The following is a 26837-nucleotide window of genomic DNA, read 5'->3' as shown; positions in this document are numbered from 1 at the left end:
TCGCGATCGGTGATCCACGACCCTATTCGTCCGATACGCCACCGTGAACCAGGCCGGGGCGACGGGCCACCACGGGGGCGGGGTTCGAGGACGCCCGAGGCAGCGGGCGCGGCCGGGAGGGCTGGAGCTGGGCGACGACGAGGGCGGCCAGCACGACGAGCGCGCCGAGCGCCTGGGCGGCGGTGAGGTCCTGGCCCAGCACGAGCCAGCCGAGCGCGGTGGCCACGACGGGGCTGAGCAGGCCGAGGAACGTGACCTTGGTGGCCGACAGCACCCGCAGCCCCCTGAACCACAGGGCGTAGGCGAGGGCGGCCCCGATGAGGGTGAGGTAGGCGTACCCGGCGAGGTTCGCGGTGGTCAGCGCGGCCGGCGGCGGGCCCTCGACCAGCAGGGCCACCGGGAGCAGCAGCAGGCCGCCCGCGACGAGCTGCCAGCCGGTGGAGGCCAGCAGCGGGGCGGGCGATTGCCACCGCTTGCTGAGCACGACCCCGGCGGCCATGACGGCGGCGCCCCCGAGCGCGGCGGCCACCCCGAGCGCGTCCAGCCGCGCGTCGGCGCGCAGCACGAGGAGGCTGACCCCGGCCACGCCCGCCACGGCGGCCAGCGTGGTGCGCAGGGTGAGCCGCTCGCCGAGCAGCCCGGCCGCCAGCAGGGCGACCAGCAGCGGCTGGATGGCGCCGACGGTCGCCGCCACCCCGCCGGGCAGCCGGTACGCCCCCACGAACAGCAACGCGAAGAACACCCCGATGTTCAGCGCGCCCAGCACCAGGGCCCGCCACCACCAGACGCCCTTCGGCAGCCGGCGGGTGATGGCGACGAGGAGGAGACCGGCGGGCAGGGCCCGGATCACGGCGGCCAGGAGGGGGCGGCCGGGCGGCAGCAGCTCGGTGGTGACCAGGTAGGTGGTCCCCCAGATGGCGGGGGTCAGCGCGGTCACGAGGACGATTCCCATGCGATTGCTTAGCACTAAGACAAAGTATCTCAGCACTAAGCGACTTGTCACGTGATTTACCTCAGCGCTAAGACATCGGTAGGCTGGAGCGGTGGCTGATCACGTCGACCTCGTCCTGGAGCAATGGCACGCCCAGCGGCCCGACCTGGATGTCTCCCCGATGGGGATCATCGGGCGGCTCTCGCGGCTGCACCGGCTGATCGACGCGGAGCTGGGCCGCACGTTCGCGGCGCACGGGCTGGACCGGGCCTCGTTCGACGTGCTGGCCACGCTGCGCCGCAGCGAACCGCCGCACCGGCTGACGCCCGCCGAGCTGATGCGGGCGTCCATGGTCACGTCGGGGGCGGTCACCCAGCGGCTGGACCGCCTGGAGTCGCGCGGGCTGGTGAAGCGCACGCCGAGCGAGTCCGACGGGCGCGGCGTCCACGTGACGCTCACCGAGGAGGGCTACGCGCTGATCGAACGGGTGCTGCCCGACCACCTGGCGACGGAGCACCGGGTGCTGGCCGCACTCTCCGGGGAGCGCCGCGAGGACCTCGCGCGCACGCTGCGCGACCTGCTGGAGTCGCTGGGGGACACCACCGGCGGCGGGTGACGGCGGCGGGGGGATGCGTCAGCGGGGACGGCGGGTGAGGGCGGCGGACGGATGCGTCAGCGGCGGCGCCGGGGGCGGCGGGGTGTGGCCGGGGATGGGCGTGTGGCGTTTCCCCGCTTCTCCCCCGGGCCCTCCGCCGTCCAGTGGGCGGGCCGGGTGAGGGCGGCGGGCAGGCGGGTGGCAGGGGTGCCCTTGGCGGCGTTGACCTGGGCCTGGGTGAGGAAGACGGCGCCGGACAGGTCGGCACCGGACAGGTCGGCGCCCCGCAGGTCGGCCCCGATCAGGTCGGCCTGCCGCAGGTCGGCGCCCCGCAGGTCGGCCCCGATCAGATAGGCCCCGCGCAGGTTGGCGGCCCGCAGGTCGGCGCCCCTCAGCCGGGCCCCGATCAGGTCCGCGCCGCGCCGCTCCTTGCCGTCGTGCCCGGCCCGCGCCAGCTCGCTCGTACGCAGGAGCAGCTCGTTGACCCGGGCCCGATGCGCCGCGACGTCCAGTTTCTCCAGCACGTCGGCGCTCTCCCGGGTGAGCCGCTCCGTCTCCTCCAGGGCCTCGGCCACCGAGGCGTGGATCGGCCGGGCGGCCTCCACCGTCAGCGCCTCCGCCAGATACCACAGCAGCTCGTGCAGCTGCCGCATGACCGGGAACACCGCGTACATCTGCCGCGCCGTCCCCGGCGCCTCCCGCCAGCCGCGGCCCTCGAACGTGACCTGCGAGACCTTCTGACCGGCCCCGAAACAGTCGAACACCGTGCATCCCGTGAACCCGCGCTCCCTGAGCCGCTCGTGGATCGAGCAGCGGAAGTCGTCGCGCAGGTTGTGGCAGGGCTGCCCGGCGTCCTTGTCGACCGCGAAGTCGGCCGAGGCCGAGAACGGCAGGGCGACGCAGCACAGCCCGAAACAGCTCTCGCAGTCGGCCAGCAGGCCGAGCTCCCGGGGGTTCGTCGCGGGCAACGTGCCGGTCTCCTCGTGGGTGATGGGGTGTGGCAGGTCAGTCAAGGGTACTCACGGATGGACGTACGGCGTCGTCGTGGTGAGCGGCGTGAAGCCGAGCCGCGCCAGGATGGGGCGGCTCTGGTCGGAGGCGTCCACCTGCAGGTAGTCGTAGCCGCGCGCGACCGCCTCACGGGCCCGGTAGGCCACGAGCGCGCGGTAGACGCCGCGCCCGCGCCATTCCGGTACGGTGCCGCCGCCCCACAGGCCGGCGAACCGGGTGCCGGGGTGCAGGTCCATCCGGGCCGCGCTGATGGGCACGTCGCCGGCCAGGGCGAGGACGGCGACGACGGTCCCGGTGGCGAGCTGGGCGGGCAGGCGTTCCCTGATGTGGTCGTGGGTGGCGCCGAAGGCGATCTCGTGCACGCCGGCCAGCCGCTCGACGCCGTCCCGGCCGCTCACCGGCTCCAGCCGGACGCCGTCCGGCACCACCACGCCCGCGCCGGCGATCGGGGCGGCTTCGGCGATCATGAGCGTTTCGGCCGGCTCGGCGGTGAAGCCGGCGGCCAGGAGGCGGCGGTCGAGGTCGGCGGGCCGGTCGTGGTCGTACAGCTTCCACTCGAACGCCCGCCCCAGCGCCCCGAAGAACCGCACCTGCTCGGCGATGGCCGCGTCGGCGTCACCGGGGCCGAGGCCGGACCAGATGACGCCGTTCCAGGCGTGCTCGGGACCCACCTGGCGGACCACGTCGCCGACCCGCTCGACCTTGCTCTCCGGGCCGTCGGGGGCGGCCTCGCGCCGCAGCTCCCGGTCGAAGAGTGCGAGCACCTCATCTCGATTCACCCGCACACCCCACCAGTCGCACCCGCCTCCGGGCAACCGGTTAACCGCGGGTCAGCCGCCGTAACGGCGCTGGCGGGCCGCGAAGCTGCGCAGCGCGCGCAGGAAGTCGATCTCGCGGAACGCCGGCCAGTACGCCTCGCAGAAGTACAGCTCGGAGTAGGCGGACTGCCAGAGCAGGAAGTTGGACATGCGCTGCTCGCCGCTGGTCCGGATGACCAGGTCGGGGTCGGGCTGCCCGGCCGTGTAGAGGTGCGGGGCGATGTCGTCCACGGACAGGTCGGAGGCCAGCTCCAGCATCGACTGGCCGGCCTCGGCCCGCTCGTACAGCAGCTCGCGCAGGGCCTCGATGACCTCCTGGCGGCCGCCGTACCCGATGGCCAGGGTGAGGTGGAACCCCGTCTCGCAGGTGCGGGTCGCCTCGACGGCGCTCTTGAGCGCCCGGGCCGTGGTGTCGGGCAGGATGTCGAGCATTCCGGCGACGTGGACGCGCCAGCGGGCGTCGGGGCGGTCGAAGCGGTCGGTGACCATCTGCTCGATCACCCGCAGCAGGAAGGCCACCTCCTCGTCGCCGCGGCGCTGCAGGTTCTCCGTCGAGCACAGGAAGACGGTCACGTGCCGGATGCCGAGCCCCTCGCACCACGACAGGACGTGCTCGATGTGCTCGGCGCCGTACTTGTGGCCGATGCTGGGGTTGGCCATGCCCATCTGCCTGGCCCAGCGCCGGTTGCCGTCCATGATGAGGCCGACGTGCCGGGGCAGCGGGCCCGCCATGACGTGCCGCCGCAGGCGCCGGGCGTAGAGGGAGTGAAGGAGGTTTGTCGTCTGCACCCTCCAAGGATGGCGCGGGCGGCGGACCGGAATGCGATCTTTCCCGATTTCCGGGCCCGGCTCACCGCCCGGTCAGCGCCAGCTTGGCCCCCAGCGCCACGAACGCCGCCCCGAACCCGCGCCGCATCCAGGTCAGCACCTTGGGCCGGGAGATCACCTGGTTCCTGACGGCGGCGGCGCACAGGCCGTACCCGGCGAAGACCACGAACGTCAGCAGCATGAACACGCCGCCCAGCTCCAGCATGCGCGCCAGCGCGGCCGGCTCGCCGGCGCTGACGAACTGCGGCAGGAACGCGAAGAAGAAGATCGACAGCTTGGGGTTGAGGATGTTCACGAGCACACCGTCGGCGATCACCCTGGCCGCCGGGCGCGGCTCGGACTCCCCCTCCACGCTGAGCGCGCCACGCTCGCGCAGGGTGTTCCAGGCCATGTAGAGCAGGTACGCCACGCCCGCGTACTTGATGACCTGGAAGGCGACGGCGCTGGCGTGCAGCAGCGCCGCCAGGCCGGTGACGGCGGCGGCCATGTGCGGCACGATGCCGAGCGTGCAGCCGAACGCGGCGACGACCCCCGCCCGCCCGCCGCGGGACAGCCCGGCCGCCAGCGTGTAGAGCACGCCGGTGCCGGGGGTGACGACGATGACGAGCGAGGTCAGCAGGAACTCGATGCTCACGGCCGGCGGCCTTTCAGGAGGCGGGAGTGCTGTCACTGGCACCCAACCACTCCCCCGCCTTCTATGTCAATCTTGATTGGTTTTAGTCTGCGCCGGGGCATCTCGGGGTTCTTCACATGATCGCCGACCATCGCGCCACCGGTCCGAGAATCTCGGCATGATTACTGTCAGTTACGGGGATAACACTCCTCGTCTCACCAAGGGGCTACCTAGTCCGAAATATGCCTATGTGTCAGGAGAATTGGAGGCATCGACGATGCGGAACGGCGGCACCATACTCGTCAGCACGTTCACGGTGGTGCTGCTCGTGACCGCGGGATGCACCTCGGGCGGCTCCAGCAGCCCGCCGCAGAGGCCGCAGGCGCACGTCCCGCCGCCCCAACTGTCCCTCACGCCGGCTGACGGCACGAAGAAGGTCCCGCCGGACACCGGGATCGGCGTCAGGGTCACCGACGGCAAGGTCACCGAGCTGACCGTCGCCGACGCCAAGGGGCGCGAGGTCAGCGGGAGCCTGGGCGCGGACGGGACGTGGCGGCCGAGGTGGCCGTTGAAGCCGGCCACGGCGTACACGGTGAACGCGCGGGCCACCAGCCCCGACGGCACGCAGGTGATCACGAAGCGGGCCGCGTTCACCACGCTGAAGCCGCAGCGGGTGCTGGAGAGCGGCATGGCGCCGCTGGACGGCGAGAAGGTCGGCATCGGGATGCCGATCCAGCTCCTGCTGTCGAAGCCGGTGACCGAGCAGAAGGACCGGGCCGCGGTCGAGCGGTCACTGACGGTCCAGATGTCCAAGCCGGTCGAGGGCACGTGGAGCTGGGTGAGCGACCGGGAGGTGCAGTTCCGGCCGCGCGAATACTGGCCGACCGGCGAGAAGGTCACGGTGGTCGCCCACCTGGCCGGCCTGCGGATCGGCCGGAACCTGTGGGGCACCAAGGACCGCACCGTGACCTTCACCGTCGGCCCCGAGCACATCACCACGATCCACAACAAGACCCACCGGGCCGTCGTGCGCAAGAACGGCGAGGTCGTCAGAACCATCCCGGTCAGCCTGGGCAAGCCGGGCTACGAGAGCTATTCCGGCACCATGATCGCCCAGGAGAAGGCGGCGGACTTCCTCATGGACTCGGCCACCGTCGGCATCCCGGGCGAGTATCTCCACCACACCAAGTGGAACGTCCGGATGACCTACAGCGGCATGTTCTTCCACGCCGCACCCTGGTCGACCAGCGCGCAGGGCAACCGCAACGTCAGCCACGGATGCGTGAACGCCAGCACGTCCAACGCCCGCTGGTTCTACAACTTCACCCAGCGGGGGGACATCATCAAGGTCACGGGGACGTCGCGCAAGCTCAGGTTCGGCAACGGGCCGACGCCCTGGACCAAGTCGTGGGAGGAGTGGCTGGCGGGCAGCGCCCTCAGGACATCGACCGACGCCTGACCCCCGGCGGTGGCCGAAGGCCTTCTCGCGTGGGATCACGCAACGACCAGCCCGTCGCGCCCACCCAGCGGCCGGTGCGCGCCTGTCCCGCCCGGTGCGGCGCGGCAGAGCTCACGCGGCCCACGACGGCCGTACGTGCCGAGCGCGACCACAACACGGCGAGCACCGCCACACCCGGTGCCCGGCCACGATCGGCGGACACCGGCGACCGGCACCATCGCACGCTTCCGGCGCGTTCCGCCGATCGGCGGGCTGCACGAATCCACCCGGGAAGAAGTGAGCACCTCGCCGCTGGAGGAGCCGCTGGAGGAGCCGCTGGAGGAGCCGGCGGGCCTCGCGCGGCCCGACGCTCGCCGGGCCGCCAGGCAAAGGACGAGGTGATCGCCGGTCACCTGCGGGCGGGTGAGCGGCGGCGGGACGGTGCGCCCTGCTCGCCGCGCCTCGGCCGGGCGGGGGTGCGGCTCCGCGGGGCCGCCTCCACGGGCTCCTCCTCGGGCTCTTCCTCTTCCTCTTCGGCCTCTTCCTCGTACTCGGCTTCCTCGCCCTCCTCGGGCTCCTCCTCTTCCTCCTCGTACTCGGCCTCTTCGCCTTCCTCGGGCTCCTCCTCGCCCGGTTCGGCCTCCTCGGCCTCCTCGTACTCGGCCTCCTCGCCCTCTTCGGGCTCCTCCTCCTCGGGCTCTTCCTCGGCCTCCTCGTACTCGGCTTCCTCGCCCTCCTCGGGCTCCTCCTCGTACTCGGCCTGCTCGCCTTCCTCGGGCTCTTCCTCCTCGCCCGGTTCGGCCTCCTCGCGTTCCTCGGCGAGGGCCGTCTCGTGGTCCTTGACGACCTTGCCTTCGCGGATCTCGCCCCGCCAGCCGCTCTCGTCCATCTCGTCCGGCTTCAGCATGACCTGCGTCATGACGTGCCGGGCGAAGTGCTTGAGCTCCAGCCGGGCCCGGCGGCCCTGGGCGCGCCAGAGGTTGCCCGTGTACTCGAAGAGCCCCTTCGGGTGGTACTCCAGGACCACCATGACGCGGGTGAAGTCAGGGGTGAGCGCGTGGAAACTCACCGCGCCGTCGACGTAGCCCTTGTCGCCTTCGGAGCGCCACATGATCCGCTCGTCGGGGATCTGCTCGCGGATGGTCGACTTCCACGTACGGTGCGACCAAAAGATCTGCGCCTTCCAGGCCAGCTTCTCGTCCGACTCCTGGTTGACGTTCTCGACCTTCTTCATGAAGTTGGCGAAGTCCTGGAACTCGGTCCACTGGTTGTAGACGATCCGGCGCGGAGCCCCGATGTCGATCGTCTCGACGATGTTGGTGACCTTGAGCTTCTTGCCGCCCTTGTTCTTCCCCTTGCCCTTCCTGCTGAAGATGCCCTTCAACGCCCCCTTCGCCGCGCCGGCGAGCGTCGAACCCGCGATCGACTTGTCCGAGCCGGTGATCGCGCCCAGGAGGTTCGATCCGCTGCCCTCCGCGTACTCACCGAGCCGCCCGGTCAACCCCTCGATCTTGCCGGTCGTCGCCGTCAGCGCCCGCTGCGCCAGGGCCATCGTGAGGTCCTGCAGGGCGGAGGTGAGCTGCCCGGTCGGCAGCTCCGGCATCGCCTTACCCGCTGGTGTGCTCTCTGCGGCCTGCTGCCCTTGGCTGACGGCCTTGTCCGCCAGTTTCGTGGCCTGGGTCATCGCCCTTCACTCCCCTGTCCCTCTCGATGTGGACGACCGCTTGCGCCCGGCGCCCGGCATCCGTGCCCGGGCCTGCTCCCCGACCGTCCGGCTGGGCAGCTTCGGCGCGCGCGGCTTCGGCACCCGCGCCTTGGGCTTCTGCTCGGATGCCTCCTGCTCGGCGTTCTCGTCCTCTTGGGCCCGCTCCCCCGCCTCCGGTTGGCCGAGCGTCTCGGTCTGCTCGTTCAGCCTCGCGGTGAGGGATTCGATCTGCTTGGTGACCGCCGCGACGGCCGCGGCCTTCGCCACGTCCAGCAGCTCGCCCTTGAGCCGGCTGGTCAGGTCGGCGAGCTCTGGGGAGGAGCTGAGTGCTGTGCGCCCCTGCTCCACCAGCCCGCCGCGGTCCCGCCGGATCTTGCGCACGGCGCCGGCGCTCGCCAGGGCGATCGCCATCCGCAGCTTGCGCTGCCTGCCCAGGCAGTAGCCGCCGATGGCCGCCAACGCCACCTTGCCCGTGTCCTTCATGGCATGCTCCTTACCTACCGGCCCCGTCGACTCCCGCCTCTGACCGGCCCCTTCAGCCGGTTCGTCCATGCCCTCGGCTGGCATACCAAAACACGCATATGCCCATAAAACGGACAATCCTGCTTGGTCTTGTGCAGGCCTAAGGTTTGCGGGCCGGAAACGCGCGGCGGACGCGGCGGTAAGGGACGACAATTGCGGGCGGCCGAGGCGGGGGCCGGCTACGAGGCGGTGCCGGGCCAGTCGTCGCCCCAGTCCACCTCCCTGGCGCGGCGGTAGAGGTCGCCCTGCCGCTTGGAGACGAGCACGTCGCGGATGCCGTCGCCCTCCGTGCACAGGCGCAGGGAGACCAGGCCCTTGCGCTTCTGCGGATGGCGCAGGACCCGTGCGGCGGGGCGGGGCCAGGCGGTGGTGGTGGCGGCCACGTACGAGAACTTCTCGTCCTCGAAGCTGAGGGTGCCCGCCTTGACGCGGCGGTGCAGGGCGGTTCTGGGCAGGCGTACGGAGAAGTGGCACCAGTCGCGGCCCGGCTCGATCGGGCAGCGGCCGTCGTGGGGGCAGGGGGCGACGATGGTCAGGCCGCGGGCGGCCAGGACGTCGCGGGCGGCGGAGACGGTGGCCCAGCCGGCCGGGGTGCCGGGCTCGATGATGATCACCATGGCGGCGTCCTCGGCCAGCCAGCGTACGACGTCGGGGCGTTCGTTCTCGGGGAGCTCGCCCAGGGCGTACGACATGGTGACCAGGTCGGCCGAAGGCCGGTCGAGTCCTGGGGTGATGGAGGCGCGCCGCCAGGTCGTGTCCCGCAGGGCCGCCGAGCCGCGGGCCAGGCGCCGGCCCAGGTCGATGATGTCGGGGTCGTGTTCGATGACCGTCACCTTCTCGAGGGACGGCCATATCTGGCCCGCCGCCCAGATCGCCGCCCCGGTGCCGCCGCCGGCGTCGAGGTGGCTGCGCGGTTCGAAGCCGGGGGTCAGCGTGGCCGCCTGGCGCATGGCTGTGGCGGCGGCGGCGTAGGTGGCGGGCATGCGGTAGGCGGCGTAGGCGGCGATGTCGGCGCGCGAGCGCAGGTGGTTGCCGCCGGTGGACAGGCCGGTGGCGGCGCCGGTGCGGTAGCGCTCGGTGAGCTTGGCCGCGGAGTCGGACAGTTCCTGCGGCGAGAAGCGGGCCAGGGTCTGGTCGAGGGCCGTTCTGAGGGCATCGGGGAGCATGGCTGAATTCACCTTGACGTGGACAAAGGGGAAGGTAGGGCGGGGCGGGCTCGATCACCCGGCGCGCGGGGCTAACCGCGCGGACGAGGTCACCCGGCGCGGAGCGACCTGTGCGGACGGGTTCACCCGGCGCCGGGTGAACCGTGCGGACGGTTCACCCGGCGCCGGGTGAACCGTGCGGACGGGGCCGCCCGGCGCGGGCCGTGGCGCGCAGGCGGGATCACGCGGCGCCGGCCGCGGCGGGCGGGCGCGACCGTGCCGGGCGGGCCAGGCCGTCGCGCGAGCGCGAGCGCGCAGCGGAGGTCTGGGCGGGCAAGCGCGATCACACGGCGCCGGCCGGGGTGGGTGGAGGCGATCATGACGGGCGGGCCAGGGCGAGCGGGCGCCAGGCGGCTGCCGCGATGGCCGCCGTCGCGGCGCAGGCCAGCCAGTACGGTGCCGTGATCGTCCACGTGCGCGCGAGCAGGCCGCCCAGCAGCGACCCGATGGCCGCGCCACCGTAGTCGAACAGCGCGCTCACGCTCGCCACCCGCCCCAGCAGCCCGGCCGGCACGATCCGCTGCCGCAGGGTGGTGACGATCACGCCCCACACCATCGTGTGGATCCCGAACACGACCAGCACCACCGCGGCCACGACCGGCACGGTGGTGGCGGCCAGCACGCCGTGGGTGACGGCCTCGACGACGAGCCCGGCCCGCAGCAGGGCCGTCGCCCCGAGCCGGGCCGCGAGCCCCGTCCCGACGAGCCCGCCCACCCCGAACGTGGTGAGCAGCACCCCGTACCCGATCTCGGAAAGTCCCAGCCGCTCGCGCGCGTAGAGCACGAAGACGGCGAACGCGGCGCAGAACACGACGTTGGCCAGCCCCATGGCGAGCGCCAGCGTGCGCATGAGCCGGTGCCGCCACAACCAGCGCAGCCCGGCCGCTATCTCGGCGCGCAGCCCGCCGCCCCGCTCGTACGGCCGCGCGGGCGCCGGCCGTACGGTCGCCACCAGCGCCGCGGCCACCGCGAAGGACACCGCGTCCACCCCGAACGGCAGCGCCGCCGACGCGGCGAACAGCCCGGCGCCCACGGGCTTGGCCAGCAACTGGTTGACGACCGTGAACGTGGCCATCAGCCGCGCGTTGGCCGAGGCCAGCCGCTCCGGCGGCACGATGGCGGGCAGCAGGGCCGCCGAGGCGGTGTCGGCCAGCGTCTCGCCCACGCCGAGCAGGAAGAACGCCAGGTAGATGACCGGGATGCCGGTCGAGCCGGTGGCCACGGAGACGGCCAGGGCGCCGAGCACCAGTCCGCGCAGCAGGTTGACGGCCACGATGAGCCGGCGGCGGTCGAGCCGGTCCACGTACGCGCCGCTGACCAGCGCGAACAGCAGCCACGGCAGCTGCTGCGCGAACGCGGCGCCGGCCACCAGCGCGGGGTCGGCGGTGAGGGAGGCGACGAGCAGGGGCCCGGCGGCCATGGTGATGCCGTCGCCGAGGTTGGACACGGCCGAGGCCGTCCACAGCTTGGAGAAGTCCGCGCCGAGGCGCGCGGACATGGAGGCACGCAAAAGAGCTCCTCGCAGGAGTAAGGGGAGAAACGGTCGGTTATGCGAGCGACCGCTTCAGGCGAGGAGCATTCGCCCGCCGGCACGATCCCGACGGCGACCTGCTACGACGTGGTACGCCCTCGCCCGGAAGCGGCGGCACAGACCTTGGCGAGGCGCATACGAACCCCCATCAATGGCGATGTCAATCGGGGACATTATCGGACATTCGACAGCACAAATGGTAGGACCGCGGCCATCCCCCTGAACTACCGCCCCCCTCCAGGCCAGACCGGCCGTCATCCTCCCTGGACGGCCTGGCAGCCGTTGCGGAAGAGCCGCCAGAACGCCAGCGCCGCTTCGTCGGTGCGCTCGGGCCGCTCCCCGGCCACCCAGTGTGCGAGCACGCCGACGAGGGCCCCGGCCAGGTAGGCGGCGTGCACGTCGACGGGGACGTCGTCCCACCCGGCGGGGCGGCTGCCGCCGGCGAAGCGGCCGGACAGCTCGGCGGTGAGGCGTTCGCGCATGCGCGCGGCGAAGCGGGCGCTGCCGTGGGGGCCGAGCATGCGCGCGTACATGGTGGCGTTGCCTGCCACGTGCTCGAACAGCTCGCCCAGCGGGTCGGGGGCCCGGTCGCGGGGGGCGTCGAGGGGGCACAGGGCGGCCGCCCTGGCGACCGCGGCGACGGCCTCCTCCATCGCGTCGGTGATCAGCGAGTCCACGTCGGGGTAGTGCAGGTAGACCGTCGCCCGGTTCACCTCCGCGCGCTTGGCCAGCGCGGACACCGTGATGGTGGCGAGCTCCTGCTGCGCGGCCAGCTCCAGCACCGCTGCCTTCAGCCGGGTACGGGTGCGCTGCGCGCGCGGATCGTCCGAGTTCACAACCGCAACTATACGACATTCATTGCATATACGACATGTGTTGACTAATAGACATTTGTCGCATACTTTGATGGCATGCGAATTGAGATCTGGGCGGATGTCGTCTGCGGGTGGGCCCACATCGGCAAGCGGCGGCTGGAGAAGGCGCTCGCCTCCTGGGAGGGGGAGCCGGTCGAGGTGGTCTGGCGGCCGTACCAGATCGACCCGTCCGCGCCCGCGCGCGCCGTGCCGATGGCGCAGGTGCTGCTCGACCCCGTGGCCGACGAGGCGCTGCGCACCTGCTCGCCCGGGCTGTCCCCGGCCGAGAACCGGGAGCGCGTGGCCGAGGTGGCCGCCGCCGAGGGGCTGGGGCCGCAGTGGGGCTCCGAGTGGCGGGCGAGCACGCTGGAGGCGCACCGGCTGATCGCGCTGGCGTACGAGAAGGGCGGCGCCGAGCTGCAGGGCCGGGTCGTGGAGCGGGTGCTGCGGGCCCATTTCGTGGACTTCCAGGACATCAGCGACCTCGCCGTGCTGACCGCGATCGCCGCCGAGGCGGATCTGGCGGAGGAGGCGGGCTACACCGGCGAGCCGGATCCCGCGCGCCAGACGCTGCCCGGGGCCGAGCTGGTGCGGGAGCTGCTGCTCGTCGGCAAGGCCAAGGGCGTGCGGACCTCGCCCACGATCGTGGCCGGTGACCTGGCGCTGGAGGGCGCGCAGCCGCCGGAGACGATCAGGGAGTTCCTGGAGGAGGCGAGCCGGCACGCTCCGCGCCGCCTGCCCGCGGAGGTGGAGCGGTTGCGCCGGGCCGAGTCGCTGCTCGACCAGCGCGACCCCCTGGGCGCTCTCACGCTGCTGCGGCCCCTGGTGACCGAGCACGGGGACGACCGCGGCGTGCGGCTGCTGGCGGCGCGGGCGTACTTCGCCTCGGCCCAGCTCAACCGGGCGCGCGCGGCGCTGGAGTCGCTGGTGGCCGAGTCGCCGGACGACTCCTACGCCCGCCACCTCCTGGGCCGCACGCTGCAGCGGCAGGGCCGGCACGAGGAGGCCGCCTCCCACCTCACCCTGGCCGCCGTCATGACGCCGGACTACGCGTAACACCCCTGCGCCGCAGGTCACGGGCCGCGAGGAGGAGCAGCGCGGCCCACCCGGCGCAGTACGCGCCGAAGGCCGCGCCCCCGCGGTCCGTGAGCGCCGCGCCGCCGAGCATGCCCGCCGCCCCGGCCGCGGCCACGGCCGCGCACAGCCAGTGCGCGGTCAGCACCCCCGCGTACGGCCACCGCCGCCGGATCCGGAGCCGCCCGGCCAGCAGAATCACCATGACCAGCACCCCGGCACCCGCGTTGCCCCATTGGGCCAACGCCACCTCCCCCGGCCCGTAGGCCAGGTAGGCGTCCGGCGACACCCTCGGCCCGCCGGTCACCCCCAGCCGCCCCTCCAGGGCGAAGACGACCTTCGAGGCCACGTACAGTCCGGTCCACGCGATGCCCGCGTCCGCGATCTTCACCCGTCGACCCTGTCACCGGCCCGCACCCTCCCGGCTCCCCCACGCGGGGGAGCCGCCTCCCCCGCCGGAGCTGTGCCCCTGGCGAACAGGCGGGCCGCGCGGCCCGCCGCCGCACTAGCGTTCGGGGCATGCCGATCGTGGACGACATCAAGATCGCGTACGAGGACGCGGGGCCCGGCACACCGCCGGGCACCGTCGTGTTCGTGCACGCCGGGGTGGCCGACATGCGCATGTGGGAGCACCAGTTCAGGGCGCTGGCGCGGCGTTACCGCGTGATCCGCTACGACTGGCGCGGCCACGGCCTGTCCGGTGACGCGGAGGGCGAGGTGTGCCACCACGAGGACCTGCTGGCGGTCATGGACGCGCTGGGGGTGGAGCGGGCGGTGCTGGCAGGTTGCTCGATGGGCGGGGCCTACGCCGTCGAGGCCGCCCTCGCCGCGCCGTCGCGGGTCGCCGGGCTCGCCCTGATCTGCTCCGGCCTGGCCGGTCACCAGTGGCCGCGCGAGATGCTGGAGCAGGCCGCCGAGCGGGTGCACTCCTCGGTGCCGGCCGACCGCCTGGCCCGCTACCGCGCGGGCACGGCCGGGCACGTGGATCCCGGCGACGTGCGCGCGATGGCCGAGGCGCACACGCTGTGGCAGGTCGCGGGCCCCGATCGCGGCCGCGAGGCGCTCTCCGGCGAGGTGTGGGCGGCGGCGGTGGAGATGTGCCGGCTGGTGTTCGAACGCTCCTGGACCGGCCCCAGGTCCGCCGAACGCCTCCTCGACCCGCCCGCCGCCACCCGCCTGCACGAGGTCGCCGCCCCCACGCTGGTGATCAACGGGCTGGCGGACGTGCCCGGCATCCAGGAGGTCTCCGGCCTGCTCGCGGCGGGCATCCCGGGCGCCCGCCGGATCGATCTGCCGGAGACCGGCCACCTGCCGCCCGTGGAGCGTCCCGCCGAGGTGACGCGGGCGCTGACGGGCTTCCTGGCGGACGTCTTCGGTCCCTGACCGCAGTGGGTGGCCCTCCGCGTGCAGGACGGAGGATGCGGAGGGTCGCCGAGGCCGTCGAACCCTCCGGCTAAGTGCGGCTAGGACGCCCCGCCGTCCCGCGTGGCGTGCGCGGTCAGGAGGCCGCCGATGGCCGCGGCCAGCAGGTCCCGGTGCTCGTGCGGCAGGTCGCCCGCCAGCGTCTCCAGCCGCCGCGCCACCTCCTCGTGCGCCAGCACCCCGACCCGCGTCCCCTCCGGGGTCAGCTCGATCAGGCAGACGCGGCGGTCTCCGGGGTCACGCGTGCGCGCCACCAGCCCCCGCTTCTCGGCCCGGTCCACGAGCCCGGTCAGGCTCGACTTCTCCAGGTGCAGCGCGCGGCTCAGCTCGCCCATCCCCACCGGCCCGTCCACCAGCAGGCAGAGCAGCTGCGCCTGCTGCGGCGTCAGGTCGTGCTCGCGGCTGACCTCCCCGAACACCTGCTGCACCAGGTGCGCCAGCCGTACGAGCGCGTGGGTGAGCGGCAGGACCGGTTCCTTCGTGGTGACCACGGGCCCGAGTCTAGTTGACAGTTGTTCGCGAGACGAACTAATTTCTTCGTACAACCAACTGTTCGCAATACAAACTAATGGGAGCCACCCGTGCCCGACTACGGCCACGATCTGCTCTTCAGCGCCAACCTGGTGCCCGTCGCCCGGCAGGCGGACGACGTCGTGGCCCGGGCCCGGCTCGCCGAGCGCGCGGGGCTCGACCTCGTCACCTTCCAGGACCACCCGTACCAGCCGGCCCTGCTGGACGCCTGGACGCTGCTCAGCTACGTCGCCGCCGCCACCGAGACGATCCGGCTGGCGGGCAACGTGCACCCGCTGCCGCTGCGGCCGCCCGCGATGCTCGCGCAGGCCGCCGCCAGCCTGGACCTGCTCAGCCACGGGCGCTTCGAGCTGGCCCTGGGCGCCGGTGGCTACTGGGACGCCATCGCCTCCATGGGCGCGCCCCGCCTGAGCCCGGGCCAGGCGGTGGACGCGCTCGAGGAGGGCATCCAGATCATCCGCGCCGCGTGGGACACCGACGCCCCCGGCGGCATCCGGCACCACGGCGAGCACCACCGGGTGGACGGCGCCGGACGGGGCCCGCGGCCGGCCCACGACATCGGCATCTGGCTGGGCGCGTACAAGCCGCGCATGCTCCGCCTCACCGGCCGGCTCGCCGACGGGTGGCTGCCCTCGCTGCCCCGCTTCCGGAGCTTCGAGGAGATCGCCGCGGGCAACGCCATCGTCGACGAGGCCGCCGCCGAGGCGGGCCGCTCGCCCGCCAACATCCGCCGCCTGCTCAACCTGGCCGAGGAGCTGCCGCCCGAGCAGCTCGCCGAGCTCGCCCTGCGGCACGGGATCAGCGTCTTCACGCTGATGGCCGACGATCCGCGCCGCATCGAGCGGTTCGCCGCGGAGACCGCCCCCGCCGTACGCGAGCTCGTCGCCGCCGAACGCGCCCCGGCCGTCCCCACCGCTCCCGCCGAACGCGCCCCGGCAACCCCTGGCGCCGCCGCCCCCGGACGCGCCCCGGCCCACCCGCGCGCCGCGGGCACGCCCGCCGGCGGCCTCCAGGACTCCGCACTCCCCGAGAGCGCCGCGCTGGGCATCACCCCCACGCCGGACGACGGCGTACGGCTGACCGACGTCCGCGTCTGGGACGAGAGCACCCGCCCCACCGCCCCCCGCCCCGACCCGGGCAGGCCCTACACCGCCAGGGAGCGGGCCAACGGCCGGCACCTCATCGACGTCCACGACCACCTGCGCGCCGAGCTGGCCCAGCTGCGCGACCTCGCCGACCAGGTCGCCGCCGGGGTGCTCGACCCGGGCGCGGCCCGCTCGCACATCAGCACCATGACGATGCGCCAGAACAACTGGACCCTGGGCGCCTACTGCGAGTCCTACTGCCGCCTGGTCACGATGCACCACTCCGCCGAGGACGCGATGCTCTTCCCCCAGCTGCGCCGCACGGAGCCCGGCCTCGCCCCCGTCCTCGACCGCCTCCGGGAGGAGCACCACGCCATCCACAAGGTCCTCGAACAGGTCGACCGCGCCCTGGTCGCCTTCGTCACGGACCCGGCCGGCCTGACCGGCCTGCGCGCCGCCGTGGACCTGCTCACCGACAGCCTGCTGTCCCACCTGTCGTACGAGGAGCGCGAGCTGGTCGAGCCCCTGGCCAGGCACGGCCTCTGACCGGGAACGCGTGCCGCCGCGCCCCCACCACGATCACCAGGGCCGCCGCGACCAGGGGGAACGCCGTCCATGGCAGGGCCCCCGCCCCGGCGCCCTCCAGCACCACCCCGCCGGCCAGCGACCCGGCCGCGATGCCGGCGTTGTACACGGTCGTCTGCAGGGACGTCGCCACGTCGGCGTTCCCCGCGCCCGCGACGTTCACCAGCGCCGTCTGCAGCAACGTCGGCACGCCCCCGAACGCCATCCCCCACAGCGCCGCCGCCCCGACCACCACGCCCCCGGTCCCCCCGAAGGCCCCCAGGACGGCCATCGCCCCCGCCACGACACCCAGCACCACCACCAGCGCCCCTCTCAGGAACCGGTCGATCACCGCCCCGACCACCCAGATCCCGGCCACCGTCCCGACCCCGAACACCAGCAGCACCACGCTCGTCCGCTCCCGCGCCAGCGGCGCCAGGTACGTGTACACCGCCTGGTGCCCCACCAGCACCAGCGACGTCACCCCGAGCGAGGTGCGCACCCCGGGCATGACCACCACCCGCCGCAACGGCACCCGCGCCGCCGCCTTCTCGCCGGGAAAGTTCGGCACCTGCCACCACACCCACGCGATCAGTACGAGCGCCGCCCCCGCCAGCCCGCCGAACGCCCAGCGCCACCCGGACACCGACGCCAGCGCCGCCCCCGCCGGGATCCCCGCGCACAACGCCACCGTGATGCCCGCCGAGACGATCGCGATCGCCCGGCCCCGCCGCTCGGCCGGCACCATCCGGGCCGCGTACCCGACCAGCATGGCCCACAGCACCCCGCCCATGACCCCGGCCAGCACCCGCGCCCCGAACGTCACCGCGTACGACGACGACAGCGCGGTCACCGCGTTCAGCACGGCGAACCCGGCCAGCACCCCGACCAGCACCGGCCGCCGGTCGAGGCCGCGCAACACCGCCGTCACCGGGATGGCCGCCAGGAACGACGCCACCGCGTACGCCGTCACCAGGAACCCGGCCCGCCCCTCGGACACCCCCAGGGCGCCCGCGATCTGCGGCAGCAGCCCCGCCGGGAGCAACTCCGTCATCACCGCCGTGAACGCCGCCGAGAACAGTGCCAGCAGCCCCGGCCAGGGCATCGTCGCGCGCACCCGGGCCGGACTGGCGATCGCCACATCAGACATGCGACCATGCTGAAACCTTCACATCAATGTGAAGGCAAATCCCGGCACGACCGAGGCACACCATGAGGATCGGGCAGCTGTCGCAGCGCACGGGCGTACCCACCCGCATGCTGCGCTACTACGAGGAGCAGGACCTCCTGCACCCCGAACGCGCCGGCAACGGCTATCGCCACTACCCCGAGTCGGCGGTCTACCGGGTCCAGCAGATCCGCGGCCTGCTCGACTCGGGCCTCACCACGGAGATCATCCGCCGGATCCTGCCGTTCCTGGAGCGGCCCGACGAGATCCACCTCCACCCGCAGTGCCTCACGCCGGAGCTGGCCGACCTGCTGGAGGCGGAGGCGGCCCGGATCCAGCAGCGCATCGACTGCCTGGCACGCAACCGCGACGCCATCCACGCCTACCTCGCCGCCGTACGCGCGCTGCGGACCTGAGCCCTTTACAATGTAGATCTATATGACATCCCTGACGGAGCTCCTCACCGACGCCCAGCACGGCCACTTCCCCCCGGCGGACGGCGGCCTGACGATCCTGCCCCAGCCCTCACCCCGCGACATGGGCGTCATCGCCTTCACCGCGCACACGGTGGTCTTCGCCGACGTCGAGCCGGCCTGGGTCCGCGAGCGGCTGCCGCCCGGCGACCTGTCCGCCCCCCTCTGCCCGCCCTTCCTCCAGGCCCTGGCCGGCCGGACCGGGCGCCGGGTCGGTGGTGTCGACCTCATCGCCCTGGCCGGGCCGCTGCCCGGCCCTCCCCCGGCCGGGCTGGAGGAGGTCACGGACAGCGACCATCCGCGGGTGGCGCGGGCCCGCCGCTACCGCGACGCCGTCCGCGTGTGGACCACCGGGGACGGCGACCTGCTGGCCGTGGGGCGCGGGGTGGCGGGGCGGTGGGAGGCGGCGGTCGAGGTCGACCCGTCGCGCCGCGGGCGCGGGCTGGGCCGGCTGCTGGCCGGGGCGGCCAGGCAGCTCGTCCCCGGACCCGTGTGGGCGCAGGTCGCGCCGGGGAACGCGGCCAGCGTACGGGCCTTCCTCGCGGCCGGGTACGTCCCCATGGGTGCCGAGGTGCTCCTCGCGTCGTGAGTCCCCGGAACCCGGCACGCCTTCACCGCGGACGCGGCCGGGGCGGGCACCGCAGCCTGCCCGAGTCCCCTGAACCAAGCAGGGCCAATGCGGCCGGTCTCCGCGTACGGCCGCGACCGGTGACAGCTGCGAGTTTGCCGGTCAACGGGCGCCTGTTGGACGAAAGCGGGCGTGGCGCTGTCTTGCTACCACAAGATCGCTACGTATAGTGATGGCCGATGTCACTTCGTGATTACAGGGGGAGATCATGAGAAGTAGCCTCATCGCCGCCGGCGGTGCGCTGCTCACCGCGGCCGCGCTGTTCGGAACAGCCGGCACTGCGGCCGCCGACATCTGGATCGACTGGACGCACACCTACCCGAGGCACTGCGCCCTCGGGGTGAACGACGACACGACCTACCACCACGTCACCGACCACGGGGTCTTCGCAGGCACCCGCGACGCCGACGGCTGCAAGGGCAACCACCACGCAGGCTGGGGCTGGAAGTGGGGCGGACACCACGATCACGGGCGCAACGAGGTCGAGAGGTGGGAGCGGGGTAACTGGCCCAACAGCGGCAACGGCAACTGGGTCGGCCACGGGTACGGCCCGGGAGCCGGCGTGGGCGTCGGCGGCTGACCTCACGCCATGAACCTGTCCCGGTGCCCGCACGGGCGCCGGGACCGGCGCGCGTCCGGCCCACGCCTGGGCTTCCCCCGCCGGGTGATCGCTGGATAGCCTGGCCGGGTGCGACTAGGCGTGAACGTCCCCAACTTCGGCCCCGGCACCGACCCCGGCGTCCTGCGGCAATGGGCCCTGACGGTCGAAGGGCTCGGCTTCGACCTGCTCATGGTCTCCGACCACGTGGTGATCACCCCCGACGTCGCCGCGAAATATCCCGCGCCGTTCTACGAGCCGTTCACCACGCTCGCCTGGCTGGCCGGCGCCACCTCCACGATCTCGCTGGGCACCACGGTGGTGATCGTCCCCTACCGGCACCCGCTGCTCACCGCCCGCATGGCGGCCAACCTCAACGATCTCAGCGGCGGCCGGCTGGTGCTGGGCGTCGGCGTGGGCTGGGCGCGGGAGGAGTTCGAGGCGCTCGGCGTCGCGTACGAGCGGCGTGGCCGGCTGACCGACGAGCACCTGGCCGCCATCCTCGCCGCCTGGGCCGACGAGCGCGACTACCGCTCCGGCGGCGTGCCGATCTGGGTGGGCGGCGGCAGCGACGCGGCCCTGCGCCGGGCGGTGCGGTTCGGCCAGGCGTGGCACCCGCTCAGGAACACCGTGTCGTGGCTGCGCGAGACGTGGCCCCGGGTGACGGCCCTGGCCGAGGAGCAGGGGCGGCCCGCACCGGCGCTGGCACCGCGGATCGTGCTGCGGATCACTCCGGAGCCCGTGACGGGCCCGGACCGGCTCGCCGGCGAGGGCACGATCGGGCAGGTCATGGAGGACCTCGAACAGCTCCGCCTGCTCGGCGCGGAGACCGTCGTCCTCGATCCGTTCCTCGGCGACCCGGAGGAGACCCTCCGCCCCGAGTCCGCCTGGGAGCACCTCGCCGCCGTGGCCGCCCGTAGATCCGCGAAGTAGCCGCAGGCTGATAGCCTTTATGCCGTAAAGAATTGTCCGGCACGGGGAGTTTCCGCGTTGGTCGTCTACGCAGGCCAGGGTGACGCGCGACGGTCGATGGCGCTGCTGTGGCGCAGCGGCGAGCCGGGCGAGGTCCGGCCGGGTCCCAAACCCGGGCTGAGCGTGGACGTCATCGTCGACGCCGCGATCGCGGTGGCCGACCGCGAGGGCATGGCGGCGCTGTCCATGCGGAAGGTCGGCGAGCGGCTGGGCCGCACGGGGATGGCGCTGTACACGTACGTGCCGAGCAAGGGCGAGCTGGTCGACCTCATGTACGACCGGGCCCTGGCCGAGCTGCCCGCCGGCTACGACCTGAGCGACGGCTGGCGCCCCGCCGTGGCCTCGTGGGCCGAGCACACGCTGGCCTTCTACCTGCGGCATCCGTGGGTGCTGCAGGTGTCGCAGGCGCGGCCGGTGCTGGGGCCCAACGAGTTCGCGATGCTGGAGAGCGTGGTGGCGATCCTGCGCACCACCGGGCTCGGGCCGCGCCGGCTGCGCGGGGTGGTGGCGCTGCTGTTCGACTTCGTACGGGGGGCGGCGAAGACCGTCTCGGAGTCGCGCCTGGCCCCGTCCGAGACCGGGGTGTCGGACGAGGAGTGGTGGCAGGCGCGCTCGTTCTTGCTGGAGGAGGTGGCGCCGGGGTTCGCCGACCGGTTCCCGATGGTGACGTGGATCGAGTCGGACGACGACGGGCCCGGCGCGGGCGAGCCCTACCTGGAGCATCGGGTCAGCGAGACGTTCTCGGTGGGCCTGGCCGTGCTGCTGGACGGCATCGAGGCGGCCGTGCGGGCGGGCTGACCGCCGTCAGTGGCGGGCCGCCAGCTCCGCCTCGTCCCGCAGGAACGCGATGTGGCGCCCGCGGTTGCATTCGAGCACCCAGGCGGCCAGGGCGGAGCTGGCCTCGGTGTGGCGGGCGATGTCGCCCACGATGGCCAGGCCGACGCCGTAGTTGACGAACTTCTGCGCGATCTCGCCCGCCACGCCGGTGCTCAGCGTAAAGAAGCCGTCCGGGAGGCTGTCGGCCGGGACGACCACCCAGGTGGCACTGCTCGACCACGCCTCGCCGATGAGGTCGAGGACGTCGCGGACCTCGCGCAGAGGTCCATGTCGCGGGTCGTAGCGGTGGATGCGGTGGTCAGGCATGCGGGGTCTCCAGGAAGTCCATGATCTGTCGGGTCCGGGCGGGGAGCAGGAGCTGCACATCGGCAGCGGGTGTCGCGGGGGTCGGGCAGGCTGTCGCGCCCGCCGACGAGGGGTGGGTCCCGCTCATCAGTCCCTCACCAGGGCGTCGATGATGCGCAGGACCTGGGCGCTGTCCTCCAGCCCGCCCAGCACGATGACCTTGAGGTGCTCGCGCTCCTCGTCGTAGACGAACTCCACGCGCAGGCCGTGCGGCCGGCCGGCCAGCGAGCCCAGGACCATCGTGCTGACCCGGTCCAGGTCGGCCCTGGCGATGCCGTCGACCTGCACGATGCTCGACACCTCGGCACGCCGGGGCCGGGCGGGCGCGCCGACCGGCCGGCCGGTGAACGCCGCGAGGTCCTCCTTGGCGATCCGGTACCGCTTGCCGATCCGGACGGCGGGCAGCCGCCCGTCACGCACATAGTTGCGCACGGTCTTGACGTGCAGGCCCAGCAGGGTCGCCACCTGCTCCACGGTGTATTGCTCCATATCGCTCCCTATCATGCACCATGCCAGGGAGTGCTAGGGAACTTTCAGGCGTGCGCTCCCACGGTGACCGGGCCGATGGTCAGGCGGGGCCTGCCCTCCATCACCTCGCCCAGCCGCCGCACCTGCTCGTCCAGCTCGCGCGACTGGGCTGAGGTGAGCTCGCGCAGCGGCTCCACCGTGACGTCGATCCGGCTCCCCGAGCGCCGCTGGTGCCAGACGCCGCCGACGTTCCCGTCCACGAGCAGCACGGGGAAGTTCCCCGCCTGCCCGCCGGCCAGCGCCCGCGCCGCCGCCTCACCCGGGTACAGGAGTTCGCGGGGCCGCCCCGCCACCACGTACGCGTCGAAGTACGGCAGCAGCCGCACCCCGCGCGGCGGCTCCCCGGGCACCGCCGTGTCGCCCGCGAGCACCCGGGCCCGCTTCCCCACGAACAGCACCTCCTCCGTCTCCACCCCCTCGAACGCCTTCGCCGCCCAGGTGACGGGCCCGCCCGCCCAGGTGGCGAAGTCGGCCGGGGTGGCAGGCCCGTACGCCGCCAGGTAGCTCCTGACCAGCCCGTGCAGCCCGTCGTCCACCGGCGGCGCGTCCGGCGGGGCGGTGTAGGTGACCTTGCGGCCCCGTACGGGACCGAAGACGAGCGCGCCGCGGTGCGCCGCCAGGTGCAACGCCTGCCGCCACCGCGGCCACCAGCCCTGGAACGCGGGCATGACCAGGTCTCCCGCCCACGGCCCGGTGGCCTCGACCACCGCCTCGCTCAGCTCGTCGATCGTCAGCTCGGCCCCGGCGAGCGCCTCCCGGACGGCCGCCACCACCTGCTCGGTCTGCTCGGCGGTCATCCGCACGGTCTCGGGCGCGCGGTTCACCACCGGCACCGAGGACATCGCGCTCACCCACATCGGCAGGTCACGGGCGGGCAGCAGGTGCACGGTGCCGCGCGGCCCGTGCGTCTTGACCAGGCTGCGCGAGCCCCACAGCGCATCACGGACATGGGAGCGCGTGACGCCGTCGAGCCGCAGCCCGATGGACGCCTCGGCGGCCGACATGACCTGGGCGTGCGCGCCGCACATGGCCGCCACCATCTCGTCCGGCCTCCCCGGGCCGGGCGATCCCGCCAGCCCGGCGCGTTCCAGCCTCCTGGCACTGACCTGCGGCCACGACAGCTCGATCATCACGTCCTCCTCCTTCGGCACGACCACAGTAGGAGACAATGCGGAAGGTTTCGTGCCGCAATGACGCCCGGAATGATGCCCGGAATGCCGCGACGCCTGCATGGCCTGGCGCCCGGGGGGTCCGGCGCACAAGGGAGAATTCACCCCGCATGATGCAACCTTTCCGGTGAGCGGCGGCATCTGGGAGGTTGTGGATCTCTTGAGTGCGGACGAGGAGTACACCGCGTACGTCCGCGGGCGCCTGCTCTGGTTACGCCGGATCGCCTATTCGCTGTGCCAGGACTGGCATCGCGCCGACGATCTGGTGCAGGCGTCGATCACCCGGCTGTACGTCAAATGGCGCCACGCCCGCCAGGCGGCCGACCTGGACGCGTACGTACGGGTGATCCTGGTCCGGATCTTCCTGAGGGAGCAGCGGGGCGGCTGGTTCTCGCGTACCAGGCTGAGCGCCGTCCCTCCCGAGCCCGACCCTCCCGAGGCCGCCGTGCACGGGTGGGACGCCGACCTGGCCATGGACCTGCGCCGGGCGCTGGCCCTGGTGCCGCCGCGCCAGCGGGCCGCCCTGGTGCTGCGCTTCCACTGCGACCTGAGTGTCGAGCAGACCGCGGCGGCGCTCGGCTGCTCGGCCGGGACCGTCAAGAGCCAGACCGCGCGCGGGCTCGCGACCCTGCGCGCGCTCCTCGAGGTGACGCCGACCAAGGAGGACCGATGAGGGATCTCAAGCCGTTGTTCGAGAACCTGGTGCCGGACGAGCAACCGCCGTCGGGGGTGGACGTGGGCGCGGCCGTGCGGGCCGGCCGCCGGCTGCGCCGCCGCCGCCGGGCTCTGACGGCCTCGGTGCCGCTCGCCGCCGCGGCCGTCACCGCGCTGGTGCTGGCGACGGGATCGCTGGCCGATCTCGGCCGCCGCGACGCCTCCGCCACCCCTTCGCCCTCCGCCGTCTCCATCGGGAACATCTGGTCGCCCGCGATGACCACCATCCCCGCCGCGGCCTCCGACGGCTTGGCGTACACGCCGGTGACCGCGCTGAGCGCCACCGAGCTGCTGCTGCGCGCCGGCACGTCCTCCGGCGGGGGCGGGAGGCTGGAGGTGTACGACACCGCGGCGGGCAGGGCCAGGGTCCTCGGCGACCTGCCCCGGCCGGACGGCGCCCGCGGCTACCACCCGCAGGCCGTCGAGCCCGGCCCGGAGCACATCGCCTGGTGGGCCCGGGACGTACGCGCCCAGCGGGCCACGGACGTGTGGGTGCTGCCCCAGGCCGGCGGGCGGGCCGCCCTCCTGGCGCGCCTCAGCGGGCCGGCGGCGGCGGTGGAACGCCTCGGCGTGCTGCGCGACCGCGTCGTCTGGTCGGTCCGCCAGGGCGGGTTGTACGCCGTCCCGATCACCGGTGGCGCACCCCAGGCCCTGCCGGGCACCGGCGGCCTGCACCTGGTGTCCTGGCCGTGGGCGTCCGACGTCCGCCGGCACGACACCGGCCGCAACCAGAGCGTGCTCGTCAACCTGGAAACCGGCGAACGCACCTCCCTGCCGGCGCCGCGCGGGGCGACGGGCATGCGCTGCAGCCCGAACTGGTGCGTGGCCACGCTGGACGGCCGTACCGTGGTGTGGGGTCAGGGCGGTGGCGAGCCCCGGGCCGTACGCGGCAGTCTCTCGCCGTCGTCGCAGATCCGCGCCGATCGCTTCATCGACCTCGGCACGACCGTGCACGACCTCGTCACCGGGCAGGACGCCGAGCTCGGCCCGAAGACGTCATCGGGTGGGGTCGCCTGGCACGGCGGCGGGTCCTCCTCCCCCGGGCTGGTGCTCAGCCGGCAGGCCTGCGACTCCTCCTCCTGCGGGCCCGAACTGGCCGTGCTCAACCTGGCGGCGGTTCAAGGGTGAACCTGCCTGCTCAGAGATTTGCCCAGAGCCCTGCCCGGAGCACGGCGCGCCGGCTGGTTCCGCCCATGCCGGCCGACGGGTGGTGGGGATGGGCAGGGCCACTCTTCGTCACCGTGCTCGGCGGCGCCCTGCGGTTCCTCCGGCTGGGCGAACCGCACGCGGTGGTCTTCGACGAGACCCACTACATCAAGGGCGCCTATTCGCTGCTGACGTTCGGTGTCGAGCGCATGACGCTGGGCACCAGCGAGGACCCGGTCGCCGACCGGATGATCATGGCAGGTGACCTCGGCATCTGGCGGCGCTGCCCGACCGTCGAGGAATGCGCCGAGTACGTCGCGCACCCGCCGCTCGGCAAGTGGATGATCGCCATCGGCGAGTGGTTGTTCGGCATGACGCCCTTCGGCTGGCGGTTCGCGGGCGCGGTGGCGGGCACGTTGTCGATCCTGATCATGGCGAGGGTGGCCCGGCGGATGACCCGGTCCACGTTGCTGGGCTGCCTGGCCGGTCTGCTGCTCGCTCTCGACGGCCTGCACTTCGTGCTCTCGCGGACGGCGCTGCTGGACGTCTTCCTGATGTTCTGGGTGCTGGCCGCCTTCGCCTGCGTCGTGGCGGACAGGGACTGGACCAGGCGACGGCTCCCGTCAGCCGGGCCCCGGCCGGGCTTGAGGCCGTGGCGGCCGGCCGCGGGGGCGTGCCTGGGAGCCGCGTGCGCCGTCAAGTGGTCGGGGGTCTTCTTCCTGCTCGCCTTCGCCGCGCTCTCACTGATGTGGGACGCGGGCGCGGGGCGGGCACTGGGCCGGCGGGCGCGTCCGGTGGCCGCCCTGCAAGGTCTGGCGGGCGCGTTCGCCCTGGTCCCCGCGACGGTGTACGTGCTGAGCTGGAGCGGCTGGTTCCTGCGGGCGGAGGGCTGGGGACGCGGCTGGGAGCAGGCCACCCGGTCCGGGCCCGGCTTCTTCGTGCTGGACTCGCTGCGCTCGTGGCTCGGCTACCAGTTCCAGGTGCTCGGCTTCCACACCGGCCTGGACGCCCGGCATCCGTACATGTCGGAGCCGTGGCAGTGGCCGCTGCTGCAACGTCCCGTCGCCTTCCACTACGTGAGCCCACCGGACGCCTGCGCCGCCCAGGACTGCTCGCAGGCCGTCCTGGGCGTCGGCACGCCGGCGCTGTGGTACCTCGCGCTGCTCGCCCTCGTCGTGCTCGTCGCCCGGTACACGGCCGTCCGGGACTGGCGGGCCGGGGCGGTGCTGCTCGGATACGGGGCCGGGTGGCTGCCGTGGTTCTATTACGCCGTCGCCGACAACCGCACCATGTACCTGTTCTACATGCTCCCCGTCGTGCCCTTCATGGTGCTGGCGCTGGTGATCGCCGCGGGGCTCGTGCTCGGGCCCGGGGGAACGGCGTCGGTCAGGAGAGCGGCGGGGGCGGCCGTCGTCGGCGCGGTCGCGCTCATCGTCCTGGTCAACTTCTGGTGGCTTCATCCGATCGTGTCCGGCGAGACGATCACGCACGCGGCGTGGTGGGCTCGGATGCTGATGCGCTCGTGGGTATGA

Annotated in this window: 30 protein-coding genes; 14 read left to right on the top strand and 16 right to left on the bottom strand. The window is 73.2% G+C overall.

From position 1 onward, the window contains the following. Positions 1–22: 22 nt before the first annotated feature. Positions 23–952, bottom strand: coding sequence for an EamA family transporter (locus ACBJ59_RS21840; RefSeq protein WP_375112063.1), 930 nt, complete (start codon positions 950–952; stop codon positions 23–25). A 91-nt stretch (positions 953–1043) separates the two neighbouring features. Between ACBJ59_RS21840 and ACBJ59_RS21835 the strand changes: the two genes are divergently transcribed. After that, on the top strand, positions 1044–1547 hold the full coding sequence (locus ACBJ59_RS21835; protein ID WP_375112062.1) for a MarR family winged helix-turn-helix transcriptional regulator: 504 nt from the start codon (positions 1044–1046) through the stop codon (positions 1545–1547). Between the two features lie 56 nt (positions 1548–1603). Here the strand turns inward: ACBJ59_RS21835 and ACBJ59_RS21830 are convergent, their stop codons facing one another. From ACBJ59_RS21830 to ACBJ59_RS21815, 4 genes are all read right to left on the bottom strand, one after another. Then, the gene (locus ACBJ59_RS21830; protein ID WP_375112421.1) at positions 1604–2494 is read right to left on the bottom strand and encodes a pentapeptide repeat-containing protein; all 891 of its coding nucleotides are present in this window, start codon (positions 2492–2494) and stop codon (positions 1604–1606) included. A 51-nt stretch (positions 2495–2545) separates the two neighbouring features. Further along, positions 2546–3316, bottom strand: a complete 771-nt coding sequence (locus ACBJ59_RS21825; protein ID WP_375112061.1) for a GNAT family N-acetyltransferase — start codon at positions 3314–3316, stop codon at positions 2546–2548. Between the two features lie 51 nt (positions 3317–3367). Then, positions 3368–4087: a polyprenyl diphosphate synthase gene (uppS, locus tag ACBJ59_RS21820; protein WP_364133079.1), complete on the bottom strand. Its 720-nt coding sequence runs from the start codon at positions 4085–4087 to the stop codon at positions 3368–3370. A gap of 118 nt (positions 4088–4205) precedes the next feature. Continuing rightward, a complete protein-coding gene (locus ACBJ59_RS21815) occupies positions 4206–4817 on the bottom strand; it encodes a LysE family translocator (protein ID WP_375112060.1) in 612 nt (203 codons plus the stop codon). 229 nt (positions 4818–5046) lie between these two features. On the opposite strand from ACBJ59_RS21815, the gene ACBJ59_RS21810 reads away from it, so the two are divergent. Together ACBJ59_RS21810 and ACBJ59_RS21805 are read left to right on the top strand one after the other, a co-directional pair. Further along, positions 5047–6255 (top strand): Ig-like domain-containing protein, encoded by a 1209-nt coding sequence (locus tag ACBJ59_RS21810; protein ID WP_375112059.1) that lies wholly within the window; start codon positions 5047–5049, stop codon positions 6253–6255. 177 nt (positions 6256–6432) lie between these two features. Further along, positions 6433–6636, top strand: a complete 204-nt coding sequence (locus ACBJ59_RS21805; RefSeq protein WP_375112058.1) for a hypothetical protein — start codon at positions 6433–6435, stop codon at positions 6634–6636. Between the two features lie 7 nt (positions 6637–6643). Here ACBJ59_RS21805 and ACBJ59_RS21800 read toward each other — a convergent pair whose 3' ends face one another. The 5 genes from ACBJ59_RS21800 to ACBJ59_RS21780 form a co-directional block, all read right to left on the bottom strand. Continuing rightward, positions 6644–7918, bottom strand: coding sequence for an SRPBCC family protein (locus ACBJ59_RS21800; RefSeq protein ID WP_375112057.1), 1275 nt, complete (start codon positions 7916–7918; stop codon positions 6644–6646). A gap of 6 nt (positions 7919–7924) precedes the next feature. Further along, positions 7925–8422, bottom strand: coding sequence for a hypothetical protein (locus ACBJ59_RS21795; protein ID WP_375112056.1), 498 nt, complete (start codon positions 8420–8422; stop codon positions 7925–7927). A 218-nt stretch (positions 8423–8640) separates the two neighbouring features. After that, positions 8641–9627, bottom strand: coding sequence for a small ribosomal subunit Rsm22 family protein (locus ACBJ59_RS21790; protein WP_375112055.1), 987 nt, complete (start codon positions 9625–9627; stop codon positions 8641–8643). 355 nt (positions 9628–9982) lie between these two features. Further along, the gene (locus ACBJ59_RS21785; protein WP_375112054.1) at positions 9983–11164 is read right to left on the bottom strand and encodes an MFS transporter; all 1182 of its coding nucleotides are present in this window, start codon (positions 11162–11164) and stop codon (positions 9983–9985) included. A gap of 287 nt (positions 11165–11451) precedes the next feature. Beyond that, complete coding sequence (locus ACBJ59_RS21780) at positions 11452–12033, bottom strand: TetR/AcrR family transcriptional regulator (RefSeq protein WP_375112053.1); 582 nt, start codon at positions 12031–12033, stop codon at positions 11452–11454. Between the two features lie 75 nt (positions 12034–12108). On the opposite strand from ACBJ59_RS21780, the gene ACBJ59_RS21775 reads away from it, so the two are divergent. Further along, complete coding sequence (locus ACBJ59_RS21775) at positions 12109–13107, top strand: DsbA family protein (RefSeq protein ID WP_375112052.1); 999 nt, start codon at positions 12109–12111, stop codon at positions 13105–13107. Here the strand turns inward: ACBJ59_RS21775 and ACBJ59_RS21770 are convergent. Beyond that, positions 13085–13516: a hypothetical protein gene (locus ACBJ59_RS21770; protein WP_375112051.1), complete on the bottom strand. Its 432-nt coding sequence runs from the start codon at positions 13514–13516 to the stop codon at positions 13085–13087. The genes ACBJ59_RS21775 and ACBJ59_RS21770 overlap by 23 nt on opposite strands. Positions 13517–13644: 128 nt before the next feature. On the opposite strand from ACBJ59_RS21770, the gene ACBJ59_RS21765 reads away from it, so the two are divergent. After that, on the top strand, positions 13645–14508 hold the full coding sequence (locus tag ACBJ59_RS21765) for an alpha/beta fold hydrolase (protein WP_375112050.1): 864 nt from the start codon (positions 13645–13647) through the stop codon (positions 14506–14508). A gap of 80 nt (positions 14509–14588) precedes the next feature. On the opposite strand, the gene ACBJ59_RS21760 is transcribed toward ACBJ59_RS21765, so the two are convergent. After that, entirely contained in the window at positions 14589–15038 is a 450-nt protein-coding gene (locus ACBJ59_RS21760) for a MarR family winged helix-turn-helix transcriptional regulator (protein ID WP_375112049.1), read from the bottom strand. Between the two features lie 90 nt (positions 15039–15128). Between ACBJ59_RS21760 and ACBJ59_RS21755 the strand changes: the two genes are divergently transcribed. Next, complete coding sequence (locus ACBJ59_RS21755; protein ID WP_375112048.1) at positions 15129–16709, top strand: LLM class flavin-dependent oxidoreductase; 1581 nt, start codon at positions 15129–15131, stop codon at positions 16707–16709. On the opposite strand, the gene ACBJ59_RS21750 is transcribed toward ACBJ59_RS21755, so the two are convergent. Continuing rightward, complete coding sequence (locus ACBJ59_RS21750) at positions 16633–17877, bottom strand: MFS transporter (RefSeq protein WP_375112047.1); 1245 nt, start codon at positions 17875–17877, stop codon at positions 16633–16635. The two genes, ACBJ59_RS21755 and ACBJ59_RS21750, sit on opposite strands and share 77 nt — an antisense overlap. Before the next feature lie 62 nt (positions 17878–17939). On the opposite strand from ACBJ59_RS21750, the gene ACBJ59_RS21745 reads away from it, so the two are divergent. The 5 genes from ACBJ59_RS21745 to ACBJ59_RS21725 all read left to right on the top strand — a co-directional run bounded on the left by ACBJ59_RS21745 (position 17940) and on the right by ACBJ59_RS21725 (position 21364). Next, entirely contained in the window at positions 17940–18311 is a 372-nt protein-coding gene (locus tag ACBJ59_RS21745; protein ID WP_375112046.1) for a MerR family transcriptional regulator, read from the top strand. 22 nt (positions 18312–18333) lie between these two features. Continuing rightward, positions 18334–18957, top strand: a complete 624-nt coding sequence (locus ACBJ59_RS21740) for a GNAT family N-acetyltransferase (RefSeq protein ID WP_375112045.1) — start codon at positions 18334–18336, stop codon at positions 18955–18957. A gap of 247 nt (positions 18958–19204) precedes the next feature. Further along, positions 19205–19576 carry a hypothetical protein gene (locus tag ACBJ59_RS21735; RefSeq protein ID WP_375112044.1) on the top strand — a complete coding sequence of 124 codons (372 nt, stop codon included), beginning with the start codon at positions 19205–19207 and terminating at the stop codon, positions 19574–19576. 108 nt (positions 19577–19684) lie between these two features. Further along, the gene (locus ACBJ59_RS21730) at positions 19685–20527 is read left to right on the top strand and encodes an LLM class flavin-dependent oxidoreductase (RefSeq protein ID WP_375112043.1); all 843 of its coding nucleotides are present in this window, start codon (positions 19685–19687) and stop codon (positions 20525–20527) included. Between the two features lie 57 nt (positions 20528–20584). Continuing rightward, a complete protein-coding gene (locus ACBJ59_RS21725; RefSeq protein ID WP_364133434.1) occupies positions 20585–21364 on the top strand; it encodes a TetR/AcrR family transcriptional regulator in 780 nt (259 codons plus the stop codon). Positions 21365–21370: 6 nt separating this feature from the next. Here the strand turns inward: ACBJ59_RS21725 and ACBJ59_RS21720 are convergent, their stop codons facing one another. From ACBJ59_RS21720 to ACBJ59_RS21710, 3 genes are all read right to left on the bottom strand, one after another. Next, positions 21371–21709, bottom strand: coding sequence for a DUF4180 domain-containing protein (locus ACBJ59_RS21720; protein WP_375112042.1), 339 nt, complete (start codon positions 21707–21709; stop codon positions 21371–21373). Between the two features lie 126 nt (positions 21710–21835). Then, positions 21836–22237: a helix-turn-helix domain-containing protein gene (locus ACBJ59_RS21715; protein ID WP_375112041.1), complete on the bottom strand. Its 402-nt coding sequence runs from the start codon at positions 22235–22237 to the stop codon at positions 21836–21838. A gap of 44 nt (positions 22238–22281) precedes the next feature. Beyond that, positions 22282–23433: a winged helix DNA-binding domain-containing protein gene (locus tag ACBJ59_RS21710; protein ID WP_375112040.1), complete on the bottom strand. Its 1152-nt coding sequence runs from the start codon at positions 23431–23433 to the stop codon at positions 22282–22284. Positions 23434–23596: 163 nt separating this feature from the next. Here ACBJ59_RS21710 and ACBJ59_RS21705 point away from each other — a divergent pair, with 163 nt between their 5' ends. The 3 genes from ACBJ59_RS21705 to ACBJ59_RS21695 all read left to right on the top strand — a co-directional run bounded on the left by ACBJ59_RS21705 (position 23597) and on the right by ACBJ59_RS21695 (position 26837). Beyond that, the gene (locus ACBJ59_RS21705) at positions 23597–24118 is read left to right on the top strand and encodes a SigE family RNA polymerase sigma factor (RefSeq protein ID WP_375112039.1); all 522 of its coding nucleotides are present in this window, start codon (positions 23597–23599) and stop codon (positions 24116–24118) included. Beyond that, complete coding sequence (locus tag ACBJ59_RS21700) at positions 24115–25287, top strand: hypothetical protein (RefSeq protein ID WP_375112038.1); 1173 nt, start codon at positions 24115–24117, stop codon at positions 25285–25287. The genes ACBJ59_RS21705 and ACBJ59_RS21700 overlap by 4 nt, the downstream gene beginning before the upstream one ends. 65 nt (positions 25288–25352) lie before the next feature. Then, positions 25353–26837: a dolichyl-phosphate-mannose--protein mannosyltransferase gene (locus ACBJ59_RS21695; protein ID WP_375112037.1), complete on the top strand. Its 1485-nt coding sequence runs from the start codon at positions 25353–25355 to the stop codon at positions 26835–26837.

The sequence above is a fragment of the Nonomuraea sp. MTCD27 genome (genome assembly GCF_041950495.1).
Taxonomy (GTDB): Bacteria; Actinomycetota; Actinomycetes; order Streptosporangiales; family Streptosporangiaceae; genus Nonomuraea.
Note: the sequence above shows the minus strand (reverse complement) of the source record. Positions and strands in the feature narration are given on the sequence as shown.

Excerpts from the sequence above, each read along its gene's own strand:
- ACBJ59_RS21715 (WP_375112041.1), bottom strand. The coding sequence starts at position 22,237 with ATGGAGCAATACACCGTGGAGCAGGTGGCGACCCTGCTGGGCCTGCAC.
- uppS (WP_364133079.1), bottom strand. The coding sequence starts at position 4,087 with ATGGCGGGCCCGCTGCCCCGGCACGTCGGCCTCATCATGGACGGCAAC.
- ACBJ59_RS21775 (WP_375112052.1), top strand. The coding sequence starts at position 12,109 with ATGCGAATTGAGATCTGGGCGGATGTCGTCTGCGGGTGGGCCCACATC.
- ACBJ59_RS21795 (WP_375112056.1), bottom strand. The coding sequence starts at position 8,422 with ATGAAGGACACGGGCAAGGTGGCGTTGGCGGCCATCGGCGGCTACTGC.
- ACBJ59_RS21765 (WP_375112050.1), top strand. The coding sequence starts at position 13,645 with ATGCCGATCGTGGACGACATCAAGATCGCGTACGAGGACGCGGGGCCC.
- ACBJ59_RS21695 (WP_375112037.1), top strand. The coding sequence starts at position 25,353 with ATGCCGGCCGACGGGTGGTGGGGATGGGCAGGGCCACTCTTCGTCACC.
- ACBJ59_RS21840 (WP_375112063.1), bottom strand. The coding sequence starts at position 952 with ATGGGAATCGTCCTCGTGACCGCGCTGACCCCCGCCATCTGGGGGACC.
- ACBJ59_RS21750 (WP_375112047.1), bottom strand. The coding sequence starts at position 17,877 with ATGTCTGATGTGGCGATCGCCAGTCCGGCCCGGGTGCGCGCGACGATG.
- ACBJ59_RS21720 (WP_375112042.1), bottom strand. The coding sequence starts at position 21,709 with ATGCCTGACCACCGCATCCACCGCTACGACCCGCGACATGGACCTCTG.
- ACBJ59_RS21800 (WP_375112057.1), bottom strand. The coding sequence starts at position 7,918 with ATGACCCAGGCCACGAAACTGGCGGACAAGGCCGTCAGCCAAGGGCAG.
- ACBJ59_RS21790 (WP_375112055.1), bottom strand. The coding sequence starts at position 9,627 with ATGCTCCCCGATGCCCTCAGAACGGCCCTCGACCAGACCCTGGCCCGC.
- ACBJ59_RS21735 (WP_375112044.1), top strand. The coding sequence starts at position 19,205 with ATGAGAAGTAGCCTCATCGCCGCCGGCGGTGCGCTGCTCACCGCGGCC.
- ACBJ59_RS21740 (WP_375112045.1), top strand. The coding sequence starts at position 18,334 with ATGACATCCCTGACGGAGCTCCTCACCGACGCCCAGCACGGCCACTTC.
- ACBJ59_RS21745 (WP_375112046.1), top strand. The coding sequence starts at position 17,940 with ATGAGGATCGGGCAGCTGTCGCAGCGCACGGGCGTACCCACCCGCATG.
- ACBJ59_RS21785 (WP_375112054.1), bottom strand. The coding sequence starts at position 11,164 with ATGTCCGCGCGCCTCGGCGCGGACTTCTCCAAGCTGTGGACGGCCTCG.
- ACBJ59_RS21700 (WP_375112038.1), top strand. The coding sequence starts at position 24,115 with ATGAGGGATCTCAAGCCGTTGTTCGAGAACCTGGTGCCGGACGAGCAA.